Source organism: Litoreibacter janthinus, assembly GCF_900111945.1.
In the GTDB taxonomy this organism is placed as follows: Bacteria; Pseudomonadota; Alphaproteobacteria; order Rhodobacterales; family Rhodobacteraceae; genus Litoreibacter; species Litoreibacter janthinus.
Genome location: NZ_FOYO01000001.1, coordinates 2,297,737 through 2,312,093 on the forward strand (window position 1 = coordinate 2,297,737; position 14,357 = coordinate 2,312,093).

Annotated in this window: 16 protein-coding genes; 8 read left to right on the forward strand and 8 right to left on the reverse strand. The window is 56.8% G+C overall.

Features of this window, described 5'->3' with window-relative positions:
- The first annotated feature begins 29 nt into the window (after positions 1-29).
- The 8 genes from BM352_RS11500 (at position 30) to BM352_RS11535 (ending at position 6,665) form a co-directional block, all read left to right on the forward strand.
- Positions 30-530 (forward strand): peroxiredoxin family protein, encoded by a 501-nt coding sequence (locus tag BM352_RS11500; RefSeq protein ID WP_090216893.1) that lies wholly within the window; start codon positions 30-32, stop codon positions 528-530.
- 62 nt (positions 531-592) lie between these two features.
- Positions 593-2,074: a protein adenylyltransferase SelO gene (locus BM352_RS11505; protein WP_090216896.1), complete on the forward strand. Its 1,482-nt coding sequence runs from the start codon at positions 593-595 to the stop codon at positions 2,072-2,074.
- 13 nt (positions 2,075-2,087) lie between these two features.
- Complete coding sequence (locus tag BM352_RS11510; RefSeq protein ID WP_090216899.1) at positions 2,088-3,497, forward strand: mercuric reductase; 1,410 nt, start codon at positions 2,088-2,090, stop codon at positions 3,495-3,497.
- Entirely contained in the window at positions 3,494-4,027 is a 534-nt protein-coding gene (locus tag BM352_RS11515; RefSeq protein ID WP_090216901.1) for an N-acetyltransferase, read from the forward strand. Before BM352_RS11510 ends, BM352_RS11515 begins: the two co-directional genes overlap by 4 nt.
- Positions 4,027-4,491 carry a carboxymuconolactone decarboxylase family protein gene (locus BM352_RS11520; protein ID WP_090216904.1) on the forward strand — a complete coding sequence of 155 codons (465 nt, stop codon included), beginning with the start codon at positions 4,027-4,029 and terminating at the stop codon, positions 4,489-4,491. The genes BM352_RS11515 and BM352_RS11520 overlap by 1 nt, the downstream gene beginning before the upstream one ends.
- A gap of 1 nt (position 4,492) precedes the next feature.
- Positions 4,493-5,704 carry a cation:proton antiporter gene (locus BM352_RS11525; RefSeq protein ID WP_090216907.1) on the forward strand — a complete coding sequence of 404 codons (1,212 nt, stop codon included), beginning with the start codon at positions 4,493-4,495 and terminating at the stop codon, positions 5,702-5,704.
- 56 nt (positions 5,705-5,760) lie between these two features.
- Positions 5,761-6,177 carry a GreA/GreB family elongation factor gene (locus tag BM352_RS11530; protein WP_217643014.1) on the forward strand — a complete coding sequence of 139 codons (417 nt, stop codon included), beginning with the start codon at positions 5,761-5,763 and terminating at the stop codon, positions 6,175-6,177.
- Entirely contained in the window at positions 6,174-6,665 is a 492-nt protein-coding gene (locus BM352_RS11535) for a peptide-methionine (S)-S-oxide reductase (RefSeq protein WP_090216911.1), read from the forward strand. Before BM352_RS11530 ends, BM352_RS11535 begins: the two co-directional genes overlap by 4 nt.
- 114 nt (positions 6,666-6,779) lie before the next feature.
- On the opposite strand, the gene BM352_RS11540 is transcribed toward BM352_RS11535, so the two are convergent.
- The 8 genes from BM352_RS11540 to BM352_RS11575 form a co-directional block, all read right to left on the reverse strand.
- A complete protein-coding gene (locus BM352_RS11540; protein ID WP_090216914.1) occupies positions 6,780-7,397 on the reverse strand; it encodes a TetR/AcrR family transcriptional regulator in 618 nt (205 codons plus the stop codon).
- Positions 7,390-8,265 carry a polyphosphate kinase 2 gene (ppk2, locus tag BM352_RS11545; RefSeq protein WP_090216916.1) on the reverse strand — a complete coding sequence of 292 codons (876 nt, stop codon included), beginning with the start codon at positions 8,263-8,265 and terminating at the stop codon, positions 7,390-7,392. The genes BM352_RS11540 and ppk2 overlap by 8 nt, the downstream gene beginning before the upstream one ends.
- Before the next feature lie 45 nt (positions 8,266-8,310).
- Positions 8,311-9,333: an alpha/beta fold hydrolase gene (locus tag BM352_RS11550; RefSeq protein WP_090216919.1), complete on the reverse strand. Its 1,023-nt coding sequence runs from the start codon at positions 9,331-9,333 to the stop codon at positions 8,311-8,313.
- Positions 9,269-10,189: a homoserine O-acetyltransferase MetA gene (gene metA, locus BM352_RS11555; RefSeq protein ID WP_090216921.1), complete on the reverse strand. Its 921-nt coding sequence runs from the start codon at positions 10,187-10,189 to the stop codon at positions 9,269-9,271. The genes BM352_RS11550 and metA overlap by 65 nt, the downstream gene beginning before the upstream one ends.
- 41 nt (positions 10,190-10,230) lie before the next feature.
- Entirely contained in the window at positions 10,231-11,094 is an 864-nt protein-coding gene (locus BM352_RS11560) for an ATPase (protein ID WP_090216924.1), read from the reverse strand.
- A gap of 53 nt (positions 11,095-11,147) precedes the next feature.
- Entirely contained in the window at positions 11,148-12,041 is an 894-nt protein-coding gene (locus tag BM352_RS11565; RefSeq protein ID WP_245780977.1) for a DMT family transporter, read from the reverse strand.
- 132 nt (positions 12,042-12,173) lie between these two features.
- Positions 12,174-13,277 carry an OmpP1/FadL family transporter gene (locus BM352_RS11570; protein WP_090216929.1) on the reverse strand — a complete coding sequence of 368 codons (1,104 nt, stop codon included), beginning with the start codon at positions 13,275-13,277 and terminating at the stop codon, positions 12,174-12,176.
- Positions 13,278-13,428: 151 nt separating this feature from the next.
- Positions 13,429-14,316, reverse strand: coding sequence for a DMT family transporter (locus tag BM352_RS11575; RefSeq protein WP_175500667.1), 888 nt, complete (start codon positions 14,314-14,316; stop codon positions 13,429-13,431).
- Positions 14,317-14,357 lie beyond the last annotated feature (41 nt).

Consider the following 14,357-nt stretch of genomic DNA (forward strand, 5'->3'; position numbering starts at 1 on the left):
CAGGCACAAGCCTGATGAAAGGAGACGCTATGCAATTTGGTTCCCTTAATGGCCCTGCCAATGAACTGCGTGTCGGGGCTTGGATTGATGGTGACGGCAACCCGATGGAAAAGCAGCTTCAGCTGTCTGATCTCGGGGATGGCTACAAGATCATTTATTGCTTCCAACATTGGTGCCCCGGCTGCCACTCGCGCGGATTTCCGACGCTCAAATATCTGCACGATAACCTCAAAGACAAAGGGTTCAGCTTTGCTGTGATCCAGACCGTGTTTGAAGGATCAGAGGTCAACACCTTCGACAAACTGCGGGTCAATCAGGAGCAGTACAGCCTGAAAATTCCGTTCGGGCATGATGTTCCGGCGAAAGGTGAACGACATCCCTCATTTATGGAGGACTATGTCAGCGGCGGCACGCCTTGGTTTACCGTGATCGATCCGCAAGGACACGTCGTTTACGCGGATTTCCGCATTGATCCGGTGCGCTTCATGAAAGCGCTTGGCGCGGATGATGTCGAGTTTTCAAACGCATAACGCATCCTTTGGCAGGGCTGGTTCCGGCCCTGCCACCCCCTCAGATTTGAGTAGGCAGTCCGATGACAAAACATGACCCCACGTTCAATTTCGACAACACATATGCCCGCGAGTTGGAAGGCTTCTACGTTCCGTGGCAGGGTGCAGCTGCGCCCGCACCAAAGATCGTTCTGTTTAACCGCGCGCTTGCCGACGATCTGGGCCTTGATAGTGACGCATTATTCAGCAGTGATGGTGCTGCCAATTTCGCGGGCAGTGTGGCCCCTATGGGCGCAACCCCGCTGGCCCTAGCCTATGCGGGGCACCAGTTTGGCGGGTTCTCCGAGCAGCTTGGCGATGGTCGTGCGTTGCTTTTGGGCGAGGTGCTGGACAAGAATGGCGCGCGGTTTGACCTGCAATTGAAAGGCTCGGGCCGCACGCCGTTTTCGCGTGGCGGTGACGGCAAGGCCGTGCTTGGCCCCGTGTTGCGGGAATACCTGATGGGCGAAGCGATGCACGCGCTTGGCGTGCCGACAACGCGCGCCTTGGCGGCAGTTACAACAGGCGAAGAGGTCGCGCGCGACGGTTTGAAACCGGGTGCAGTTCTGACGCGGATTGCGTCCAGCCACTTGCGCGTTGGCACGTTTCAGTTCTTTGCGGCCCGCAAGGAATGGGACAAGGTGCGCAAGCTGGCAGACTACGCCATTGATCGCCACTATCCTGAGCTGGCCTCGGCTGACGACAAATACCTTGGATTTCTCTCGGCTGTCTTGGAGCGGCAGGCGTTACTCGTTGCCAAGTGGCTTCACTCGGGCTTCGTGCATGGCGTCATGAACACGGACAACATGACCATCTCGGGCGAAACGATCGACTATGGCCCCTGCGCCTTTGTCGACACCTATGACCCGAAGGCCGTATTCAGCTCGATCGACCGTGACGGGCGCTACGCCTTTGGCAACCAGCCTGTGATTGCTCAGTGGAACCTGACACGCTTTGCCGAAACGCTGTTGCCTTTGATCGATCCTGACGACAGCGAAAACGCCATCAGGCTCGCGACGAATGTCATCAACAGTTTCGTTGGCCGATATACGGAAATCTGGACCGCAGGTATGCGCGCCAAGATCGGCCTTGCGTCCAGCGAGGATGACGATGCGGCTTTGATCAATGATCTGTTCACCGCGATGGAAGGACAGAACGTGGATTATACACTGTTTTTCCGCAATCTGGCCGATGCCGCACTTGGGCAGGATAGCAATATCGTGTCGCTGTTTGATGACCGCGAGAAGATTCTGGCTTGGTTGAAGCTATGGCAGGACAGGCTTTTGCGCGATCCGCTTGATCCGAACGAGCGTGCCAAAGCCATGAACAGCGTGAACCCGATCTATATTCCACGCAATCACCGCGTTGAAGAAGCTCTGGTTGCGGCAGAAACGGGCGACATGAGCCTGCTTAGCAAATTGCTAGAGGTGCTCGCCGACCCGTTTACCAATCGTGACGGACTGGAGGGCTATGAAGGACCAGCTCCTGACGACTTTGGCCCCTACAAAACTTTCTGCGGCACATAGGAGGAAACTGACCATGACGAAGCACTATGACACTGCGATCATCGGGTCCGGTCAGGCTGCCCCTGCCTTGGCGGTTGCCCTTGCCAGGCGCGGCGAATGCGTCGCCTTGATCGAAGGCGCACAGCTTGGTGGGTCATGCGTCAACGCGGGCTGCACGCCGACGAAGACATTGCGTAAATCTGCGCGCGTTGCGCATATGGCGCGGCGCGCGGGTGATTTTGGTGTGCAAACCGGCGAAATCACGGTTGATTTCGGAGCTGCAATGGCACGGATGCGCGAGCGCGTTGACACTGCGCGACGCGGACTTACTGCATGGCTTAAGCGGACCAAGAATGTTGATATCATAGAAGGCTGGGGTGCTTTTGAGGGGAGAGATGGGGAAAAGTTTGTTCTCACGGCTGGGGAAACGCGGCTGACCGCAGACAAAGTCTATATCAACACCGGCACGCGGGCCTTCACCCCAACGGTGCGGGGCTTGGACACAATCCCGCATCTCGACAATGTCGGCTTGCTTGCACTGACCGAGCTCCCGCGTCATCTGATCATTGTTGGCGGCAGTTATATCGGTCTGGAGATGGGCCAGATTTTCCGCAGGCTTGGCGCGGAAGTCACCATCATCAATAGCGCGCCACGTCTTGCCATGCGCGAAGATGCTGACGTGTCCAAGATCATTCAGGGCTTTTTGGATGATGAAGGTGTGACCGTTGTGAATAACGCGTCAATCGCGAAGGTAGAGCCAACGCGCGACGGTGTGAGCCTTATCATGCCGGATGGCTTCAGCTTTCAAGGCTCGCATTTGTTTTTCGCAACAGGGCGCAGCGCGAATAGCGAAACGCTCAACCTGAATTCCGTCGGTGTCTACACGGATGAGCGCGGCTTTATTCGCACCAATGCGCAGCTCGCAACCAATGTGCCCGGAATCTGGGCTCTCGGGGATATCAACGCGCGCGGCGCCTTTACGCATACCAGTTATCACGACCATGAGATCATTCTGGCCAATTCGGATGAAAACGCGGGCCAGTTGCACCAATGGAAGGATGCCGACCAGCGCCCGACAACCTATGCAATGTTCACGGACCCGCCCTTGGGGCGCGTCGGCATGTCGCTCGCCGATGCCCAAGACGCAGCAAATGACGGGCGCAGCATTTTGCTCGCGGACATGGCGATGTCGGACATCTCACGCGCCAAGGAAGAAGGCGAAACAGCTGGCCTGATACGTCTGATCGTGGATGGTGAGACAGAGCAGTTTTTGGGTGCTACGGTCTTTGGCATAGCGGGCGACGAGATCATCTCCGTGTTGTCAAACTACATGGCCACAGGCGCAAGCTATCGCTTCATGCAGCAAGCGCTTCCGGTGCATCCAACGGTTGCCGAGCTGCTGCCCACACTGCTGGCCAACCTCAAGCCGCTGGCCGCAAAATGACGCAGCCCATTACCCTGTATGGTGAGCTGCGATGCCACAAAACACGCTACTACCAAGCGGCTCTGGAAGAGCGTGGGTTGGAGTATGAATTGGCACAAGTCGACAAAAACCCGGAAGCTGCGAAACGATTGTCTGCGCTCACAGGGAGCGCTGACAAGTTCCCCACGTTTGAAATCAACGGGCGCAAATTGCGTAATCCTACGCTACCTGACCTCGATAAAACCCTCGCGCGGTCCGGGCTTTACGACCCCGGACTGGTTCATGACCAAATGAGCCGACGTTTCATTCGGCATATGGCCCCGTCAGACGCATTTGTCAGTTACACTTGGCAGGGTGAACGTATGGTGCTCGGCCATATCGAAACCGACCCGTCGCTTCGCGGATCAGGGCTTGGCGCACGCTTTGCGACAGAGGTGTTCGAGCACCTTGAGAGCGCCCCCCACGAGGTGCGTTTGACTTGCCCTTTCCTGCGCATTGTTGGCGCAACGCGACCTGAGTGGCGCAAGAAGTTTTATTTGAAGGACACATAATGAGCGATATCACATTCAAGAACACACGCTTTGAGCCTGATCTGGTCGATTTTCACGGCATTGCCCAACAGATGGCCAAATCGGTTGGCTACACGGCAGATATGGCCGTTGAAAAACAGCTGGCACAACTTCTTCGGCTGCGCGTCGCGCAGATAAACGCCTGCTCATACTGCCTGATCCTGCACACAAAAGCCGCCCACGATCAGGGCATTCATCCCGCCAAAGTCGCCCATCTGCAAAGCTGGCAGGAAAGCACTTTGTTTAGCGCCGCTGAACAAGCGGCCCTTGGCTATTGCGAAGCGCTGACAGACTATACCCCAGCCGCGTTTGCTTCGCTTCATGAGGCGATGACAGAGTATTTCGCGGAAACCGAAATAGCCGAGGCAGCAGCGATTGTGATCAATATGAACCTCTGGACTCGCCTGAAACTGGCGCAAGGCGCAACTCCCGTGCTGGAGAGCTGAAATGGGGGCAATACACTGGTCAACCGACACTATTTTGCTCGCGATCTTGGCAAGCGTTTTCCTCTATTCTTTGCTCACCAACGCGATTGCAAAAACAGTCATAACCTTGCCAATCATCTTCATGGTGGTGGGGTATCTCTGTGCACGCCCGATCGAAGCACTGGCTGAGCCGGACATCCTTGATGAGGGCAAACGGCTCTTGGCCGAGGTCACGCTTGTGCTCGTGCTGTTTTCAGATGCAAGCCATGTGCGCTTCAAATCGCTGCGACAGAGTTTCAACATCCCCTTGCGCATGTTGGTTGTCGGGTTGCCGCTTACCATTGGGTTGGGGATGAGCGTCGCCTACCTGCTCAACCCCGAAAGCGGCCTGGCAATGGCGCTATTGACGGCGGCTGTCCTGACCCCGACAGATGCGGCGCTTGGGCAAACTGTTGTTTCAAGCTCTGACGTGCCAGAGCCACTGCGCCAGACAATCAACGTCGAAAGCGGGCTGAATGATGGGCTTGTGCTGCCCTTCGTCCTCTTCGGGGCCATTCTTGCGTCAGCGGGGATGGAGGGTGCAGCGACCGATGGGCTGGCGACATCGGCCTTGCTGCAAGTCGTCTTGGGGCCAATCGTTGGCATCGCGTTCGGCTGGGGCTTTGCCAAAGCCATGGATCTGGCCCAGAACCGCGATCTGATGGCCGAAGCCGCTGGCGGGGTTGCGTTTCTCGCCGTCGCGTTTTCCGCATTCATCGGCTCCGAAATCGTCGGCGGCAACGGTTTCATCGCAGCTTTCGTCGCGGGCATGGTGTTCGGCAATACCTACAAACATGAAATCCACTTTATCGGAGAGTTCATGGAGGGCGTCGGGCAACTGCTCACGATGTTCGCGTTTCTGGTCTTTGGGGCGCTACTGTTGCCGGACGGATTGAAGCATATGACGTGGAATGCCGTGGTGCTTGCAGTTCTGTTCCTCACAGTTGTGCGTATGTTGCCAATCTGGCTGTCGCTTCTGGGGACCGGCCTAGCCCTGCGGGAAAAACTGTTTTTGGGCTGGTTCGGGCCAAGAGGTTTGGCCTCTATCCTCTTTACCCTGATCATGATGGACGAATTCGACTTTCCCGGCGAACAGGAACTGCTCGCCTGTGTCTCAATGACAGTCTTCTTGTCGATCATTCTGCACGGCATTTCGGCAGCGCCACTGTCAAAATGGATAGGCCGCGCCACCTGAATTTGCTCTAACTCAAGAGGAGAAGCCCCATGGATAAGTCTCACGTAAAAACAACAATGCTTGCGCTGACAGAAGCCGACCTCGCGCAGGCGGAACAAAAATACCAAGTATTTCTGGCCGCGGCCCGCCTTGAACGCAACGAGACAATCGACGCCAGCGAACAGTCGCAGGCCGAAGCCGCGGCGGATCTGGCCGAGGCCTTTGATGATAAAGCCCATGACCACAGCGCAAAGATCGCGGTAATCAACGGCATTGATTTTGGCCCGAAAGATGAAGTTGGCCCCGGTGCTGTCGTCAAGATCGGCAATCGCTACCTCGTGGTCGGTGTATCAACCGCGGCTTTCAGATGTCAGGGGCAGGACTTTATCGGAATATCAACAGCGTCTCCGATTTACAGTGCGCTCGAAGGTAAAATAGCAGGCGATACCTGCACCTTTAACGGACGCGAACTCGTCGTGAGCGAAGTTCATTGAACCAGATAAAAATAGGCTTTGGCGGCGGGTGTCATTGGTGCACAGAAGCGGTGTTCCAATCACTTCGTGGCGTCAGCAAAGTGGAGCAGGGGTTCATCAAGTCCATTGCTCCACATGACGGCTTTTCCGAAGCTGTTGTCGTGAAGTTCGACCCTGACGTTATTCCCTTGAAGGTCTTGATCGACGTGCACCTGCGCACCCATGCCAGCACGTCGCAACATAAAATGCGCGGTAAATACCGGAGTGCTGTTTATACATATTCGAGTGACCAAGCTGACTGTGTTCAACGCCATATCAAAGAAGCGCAAAGCGATTTTGATGAGCCGATTGTGACAATGACGCTCCCGTTTGATGGCTTCAAGCCATCGCTGGAACGGTTTCAACGGTATTATGAAACGAACCCAAGAAAGCCATTCTGTACCGCTTACATTGATCCGAAACTAAGCAAGATAAGAAGACTGTTTGGTCAATATTCGGTCCAGGAGTGACGAAGGCCTGACCTCAGGACTAACATCAACAAACATCGAATGCTTTAGCCAGAACGCGATAAAGCCGCCATTGGAGCAACCGCAGCGAATTGGTGCTTTGTCCGCGGAGCAGAGTTACTCGTCCGGCGCTATCAATCCCAGGCCACGGAGGTAGATGCCGATCCCAGCCTCTAAAAGCTCGTCGGGCGGGTAGGGCGCTTTGGAGCCGGGCGTTCCGCGGGCGAAAAGTTCCACAACCCCGTGCGACAGGGCCCAGATATGGCTCGAAAACATTGTGGCTGGGGGCCGCTTGTCCTCTGGAATCCGTTCGGACAGCCTCAACGCCGCCTGTTCTAGAACGCCGCGCGACCGGTCGGCTGCGGCTGCCAAGGCGGGGTTGGCTTGTAGGTTCACACCACTCTCGAACATCGCCATGTAGTGACCGGGAAACTTGCGGGCAAAGGCCAGATAGGCACGGCCCGTCGCCTCAAATGCCTTTAGTGCAGTTGGACGGCCGTCAGCATAGGCATGCTCCATCAAGTCACCGAAAATGCGATGCCCTTGCAACGCGCATTCGGCGATCATGGTCTCGCGACCGTCGAAGTGGCGATACACCGCAGCAGGCGTCACGCCCGCAAGCTTGGCAGCCTCTGCGACCGTGAAGCCGGTCGGGCCTTTATCTTCAATCAGTTTCAAGGTCGCTTCGACCAGAGCCTGCTTGAGATTACCGTGATGGTAGCCGCGTTTAGGCATCAGGTGACCACATCTCCACGCCGCCACAGATTTTCTGGTCGGGACGGATGGCGATGCTGTCATCCTTGTTGGCGTAATGGATTGTATTCAAGACCTTGCGCAACGCCGAAATCCGCGCCCTGCGCTTGTCGTCGGAGCGGATGACGGTCCAGCGCGCATGCGAGGTATCACTGGCTTCGAACGTCTCGGAGATCGCCCGCGAATAGGCGTCCCATTTATGCAGGCCTTCCACGTCGATGGAGGAGAGCTTCCACTGTTTCAGCTTGTCCTTCTCGCGGGCGAGCATGCGCCGCAACTGCTCCGCGCGGCCCACATTCAGCCACAGCTTGATCAGGATAATTCCGTCATCGACCAGCATTTTCTCGAAGTCGGGCACTTGAGTGAAAAAGTGCTGACGTTCCCCGATGGAGCAGAAGCCGAACACGTCCTCGACGACGCCGCGGTTGTACCAGCTCCGGTCAAACAGGGTAATTTGTCCCGCCGTGGGCAAGTGTTTGACGTAGCGCTGGAAGTACCACTGGCCGCGCTCTTCCTCGGTGGGTTTTGACAGGGCCACGATCTTGCAATTGCGCGGGTTCATATTCTCGCGGAACCGCTTGATGGTGCCGCCTTTGCCAGACGCGTCGCGCCCCTCAAAGACGATTGCAACACGCTTGCCCTCATTCTTCACCCAGGCCTGAAGCTTCATCAACTCGATCTGGAGGCGTTCCATCGTGTCTTCGTAGTCGTCTCGGTCCATACGTTCTTCGTACGGGTAACTTTGGGCCAAAATGTCATCTTTGCCCGCAAGCCGGATCGCCTCGCGCACGCTTTCGGGGATTTCTTCCTTGTAGAACTTGGAGATGGCACCGTCGAAGGGCAGGGTCATGAAGGCCTCTTAGCTTATGTTTGAGCGGTATTATGGAGGCTTAGCCTATCGCAGGCCAGCGCGTTCTGCCGCGCGGCGCAGGGCGGCGAAAGTGCTCGGTTCATCCGCGTGGTGGGGCATGTGCCCGATTCCGTCCAGCTTCGTCAGTTCCACATCGGGCAATTTCTGCGACAGTGGAACTGCATGAACGTCAAAGGGCACGATCGTGTCCGCCGTGCCATGAACAATTTCGACGGGCATGGTCAGCTCGCCGTAATGCTCCGACTGCGCTTCGATCTGCGGCAGCAAAGAATTCACCATCATGGCATTGGTTTTCAATTGGCTCGGGCGGATCGCTAAGCCGTAGCCCATGTGATCCAGATACCCTTCGGGAACGGGGTCAGGGGTGAAGATGCTCTCGAGCGTCTCAATGGCGCGTTGGTCATTGGCAAAGGCAGAGGTCACAGGGATCAGCACATGCCGCCCGAACCACGTGTCCGTCAGGCGATACCAGATATCCAGATCTCCTTCCCAAGGGTTGGAGACCCCCGACACAATCACAAGGCCCGATACGTCCTGACCGTGCCGCAAGCCGTAAGCGAGCGCCACTGCGCCCCCGTAGCTTTGCCCCACGATGATCGGTTTCTTCGCCCCAACCATCGTGGCTGCGGCGTGCAACAGGTCAGCCTGCTCGGCCAAGCTTTCCACGTCGCTGGCGCGGTTCGCGATGCGGCCGGTATGACCATGGGCAGGGCGGTCAATCGCGATGAAGCGGAACTCGCCCCTCAGCTTTGGAACCATCGAGAACGTGAAGTCCTGCCAATTGCCACCAGCGCCATGGATAAGCACCACATCGGGGCCGGTGCCCTCCACATGGACATGCACCTTGGTGCCGTTCACATCCAGTATTTGCCCAGTTGGTGGATGTTCCGCCAGAGCTTTGGCCGTGCGGCCTTTGATGCGCTTATCCAGCGCGACACCGCATCCTGTCAGGCCCAGAACGGCTCCTAGAAGCAACGCACCCTTAAGCACCGATTTGGTCCAGATCGAAATGGGTCGTCTGATAAATCTCGTTGATCCAGTTGCCATAGAGCAGATGCGCGTGGCTGCGCCAGCGGTTCATCGGCTTCTTGGTAGGGTCGTCATCGGGATAGTAATTGGTCGGCACGTTGATCGCTGTTCCGGCTTGCACGTCGCGGTCGTATTCTTCTTTCAAGGTGCCGCTGTCATACTCGAAATGGTTGAAGATATAGAGCGCACGGTGCTTGCGATCCTCCACCAGACACGGGCCCGCAGTGTCGCTTCCCAGAAGGGTTCTTAACCCGTCTGCGGCATCGATCTCGTTTTGGCGCATCTCCGTCCAACGCGACACTGGGATCACGCAGTCATCCGAAAACCCGCGCAAGTAGGGCGAAGAAGGATCAAGGTTGGTGTGGCGGAAGCAACCGAACAACTTGTGATCCAGAAGGTGCTTTTTCACCCCGTGGAAATAGTTGATCATCGCCATGCCGCCCCAGCACACGCCAAACGTGGAATGCACATTGGTTTGCGTCCAGTCCATCACTTCTCGCAGCTCGTCCCAATAGGTCACCTCGTCAAAAGGCAGATGTTCAATCGGGGCGCCGGTGATGATCAGCCCGTCAAACTTCTCGTGTTTCACCTCTTGGAAGGGGCGGTAGAACTCGGCCATATGCTCGGCGGCGGTGGTTTTGGTTTCATGCTCCGACATGCGGATCAGAGATAGCTCGATCTGCAGGGGTGTGGCCCCGATCAGTCGCGCGAACTGGTTCTCGGTCTGAATTTTCTTCGGCATCAGGTTCAGCAACGCGATGCGCAAGGGCCGAATGTCTTGCCGCGCTGCCTGATCTTCGCTCATCACGCTCACGCCCTCGTGCGAGAGCACGTCATAGGCAGGCAGAGAGGAGGAGGGCAGCTTGATAGGCATAACAGGCGTCCGCTTTTGTTAGGATTGTTTAACTAGGTTCGTTAGTTGGCGTTGCCAAGGGTGGCGGCGATCAACTCGTCGAGACCTTCAGGCGTCGTCACCTTGCCCAGATCCGTATGAGACACCTTGATCCCGTAATTATCCGCCATGGCACGGTAACGTGGCTCCCTCTGTGAGATGGCCCGCGCATAGGTGAAGGTCATGAAGGCATTCGGGTCGACCTCTTCCTCGGCGCACTTATGGGTGTCCAGATACTCGGACCAGAGCTCTTGCAGGAACTCGGGGCGGTAGCACATCGGCTTTGGCGCGCGCTTAAAACGGCGCACCAGTTCCGCCTCGTGATCAGCAGAGCCTTCAATCCAGACCATAAGGTGGTTCTTCGCCAGTTCGGTCAGCAATGGGTCTGCAGCATTGAACGGGTCCACCACCTCGCAGGTCGAGCCACCGCTGTCGCACACGAAATTGCTGTAGCCATACAGATCCTTCGCGCGTTCAATGAAATGGGCCGTGTCATAAAGTGCTGCCACCTCTGCGCGGTGGTGTTGCGCTTGGCGTTTTTGGTATTCTACGAAACTGAGGCCGCCCAAGGCCGGATTTCCGGGTTTGCCTAGATAGGTGGACAGCGGCGACAGGTCGTCAAAGGTCAGGTTCGACGCGATATAGATGCTGTCTGACCGCAGAAGCTCGGCCAGAAACGGGTCCTGCATGGCGCGGCGTTTGAAGTTGTCGGTGATATACTCACCCATATAGCGCGTGCCGATCCGGTAATCAGCACTGTAGTGGAACCAGTCACCTGTGGCGCGTAACATGTTGGACACATGCGTTTTTCCAAGGCCTGACATGCCAAAGAACAGCACTTTCTTCGCTTCGGCTTGCTGCCAGTCCTGCGCGGATTTGTAGATCATGGACGTCGCTCCTTTGCCCCGTGCAAATTGGTAGCGGGGCCAGCGCCGGCTTGCTAGGGGGCTTTGCGCAAAATCCCCAAGATGCGACCATCCAACACCAACAATCCAAGGGCCAGTAAGCCGAACCCAACATAGGCACGTGGGGCAAGGTCCTCGCCCAATACGAGTGCGCCCAGAACGATTGCGACGGGGGCCATCAGGAGCGTGCAGATCATTAGATTGCCGCTGCCTGCCATCGACAGGATCCGGTAGTACAGCAAATAGGCGCAGGCCGTGGCGATGACGGCATAATACGTGATCGCACTCCATGCCGTGAGGCTCAGGTCAAATGACGGCGCCCCGTCGATGATCAAGGCAAGCGGCACCATCACCAATGCGGCGCCGGTCAGCATCCCCGCGGACGCCACTTGTGGGGAAAGCCCCGCAAGCATCCTACGTGCCCAGACTCCGGCCAGTGCATATGATAAAGTTCCAGCTAAAACAGCAATTTGCGCGGTGGAGCGAATGTTGAATTGCATCAGGTTCTCCAGCCCAATCGCCGTGGAAACGCCAAGAAACCCAAGCACGACACCAATAACACGGTTCACTGTCAGCTTCTCATCGGCGAACGCGACTGAGGCGACGACAACTCCAAAGATCGCGGTTGTCGAGTTCAGGATCGAGGTCAGCCCGGTCTCGATATGTAATTGCCCCCAAGCCATCAGGGAAAACGGAATGACGTTGTTCAGCAGTCCCATCACCAGAAAGGCCGCCCACACTGCGGGCGTACGCGGCAAGGGTAGGCGGCGGATCAGGATGTAGCCCCATAAAACAAGCATTGCCCAGAACACGCGATGCGCGACGACAGTGAAGACCGGTATCTCGTTCAATGCGAGACGGATCGACAGGAAAGAGCCGCCCCAGATCAGGGCCAGCAATCCCAATTCGCTCCAGGCGCGGGTAGACATCGATTTTTGAGCAAGTCTCATGCCGACCAGTAACCGAACTCCGCTACCATTCGCGACCCGATTATTGCGGTTAAACGAAAAGCGCCCGGCCGATGAGGGCCGGGCGCTGAAAAGCTTTATCTTGGGAAAAGCTTAGTAGCTGTAGCCGACTTTGATGCCAACAGCGATTGCTTTGTTGTCAGTGAAGTTGGAGGCCGCAGCACCGCCACCCAAAGTGGTCTGTGCGTTGCCGATTTTGATGTAGCGAACGCCGCCAGTGACTTTGACGCCGCCGTTGGTGTAAGTGCCACCAAGGCCAATGCTGATGTTGCCGTCAGTTGGGCCAAGGTTGGAGGAGAACCCGCCGTTGGATTTTTCATAGCCGAGCGAAACCGCGCCGGACCAGTTCTCGTTAAAGCGACGACCGACACCGATGTTGTAGGTGATTACGTCATCCGCGTAGGACACGAGTGCGCTGCCGGCTGTCGCAAGTCCGTAGCCTGTTGGAGCAATGCGGAAGTCGCTCCAGTCAACCCAGCGAATGGAGCCGAACAGCAACGTGTCGGCAGCGATCCCCGTTTGAAAATCCAAGTTGAGTGACTGAGGTGTGTCCACATTAGTCGTGCTCGTAAGCGCCAAGGGACCAGCTTCTACAGTCGAAAGTGCGTGCGAGATTTCCGAGGAGTATGTCAGAGCGACGCGCAGTGCGATGTCCGGGCGTTCGTAAGCCGCACCAAGGACATAACCGACGCCGTAGTCTTTCGCAGCCGAAGCAGTGTAGCCAGCAACGAACGGGATTGATGCCACGGCTTCAAGTGACTGGTAGCGGATACCGCCATGAACCGACCAGTTATCGTCAAACTTGTAGCGCACCAAACCGGTCAACGCTGTGGCTTCCAGCGTCGCTGTCGCAGTTTGCGCGAAATACGCAGGAATCGCGGTCGCAGCAGGGTAGGCGACATCAGCGCCGAAAGGCTGGTCATAGATCAGCGAGAAGGAAAGCTTGTCATTGAACTCGTATTTATAGCCAAGACCCAAAAGGGTGTAGTTCGGGGCCATGTCACCGGATGCAGCACCACCGAAACCGGCGGTCGCGGTGCCGGACACGCTTGGCGAGACGCTACCGTATGACAGCTCTGCATAGTTACCCTGTTCGAAGATCAGTCCGATGCCCTGACCAGAACGGTCGATGCCGCCTGCGGATGCAAGGGATGTTGTTGCGGCCAGCATTGCAGCGGCGCTAACGAATTTCTTCATGGTTTCCTCCCCGAAACACTTGAATGTGACTTTGATCCACCCTAGGGGCGAGTTTCCGCCTGCGTCAATTTGTGACCCAGCGTCACGGCTATTTTGGTGAAAGAATTTACCGAATGGGCCGTAAGTCGTGGCGAAAAGCGCACAATTTACCCTAGGTCAGCGCTCTGTTCCGGCGTGCCTCGGCCGCGATGTTCAGGTAATTCGCGCCAAAAATGATGGCCGCACCGACAAAGACCCAAAGATCGAGCGCTTCTTGAAATAAGAGAACTCCAAGCAAGGCTACCAAGGGCAGTCGGGCGAAATCCATCGGCATCACAACCACTGCCGGCGCGTGTCTCAGCGCTGTAGTCAGACAGAAATGCGCCCCTAGGCCCGAGCACGCAACCATCACAACCCAAGGCATAACAGCCACTGACGGCCATGCGACGTTGCCATCCCAGCCCGCCGTGATGAGCCCAAAGCAAAGCTGCATCAACGCGAGCCAGAACAAGATGCAAGTGATCGAATGGTGCCGCGTTAGCCGTTTCGTCGCGATCGCCGACCCCGCAAAGCCAATCGCGGACGCTGCCGCAAATGCCGAGCCTAGCTCAATGTTGCTTAGATCGGGCCGTGCCACGACCAGAATCCCAAAGAAACCGACGATGGCGACGAAAATTCGAAGCCTCGTGAGCCGCTCCCCAAGAAACAGCGGGGCCAGCAACGCAACCCAAATTGGGGAGGTGAATTCAAGCGCTACGACCTGAGCCAGCGGTATCATCGAAATGGCTGCAAACCAAAGGTTTTGCCCGGTGAAATGCGACAGGTTTCTAATGCTATGCAGGCCAAAATCGCGCGTGCTGATCTGGCCCAGCGTCCCGGCAGCGGCGCCAATCCCTAGAACCAACAACACCGAGATGAAGGAGCGGTAGGTCATCAGCTCGAACGTATCCAGCTCGATACTGACAGCCCGTCCGGCCACTGCCATCGCGGAAAACGACAGGATCGCTCCGGCCATCCAGAGGGCGGCCAACGGCATGTTAGAGGCGGGTGAAGCGGTCATTCCGCTTGAAGACCCGCTTCACAGGCAATGGTCAAGATGAA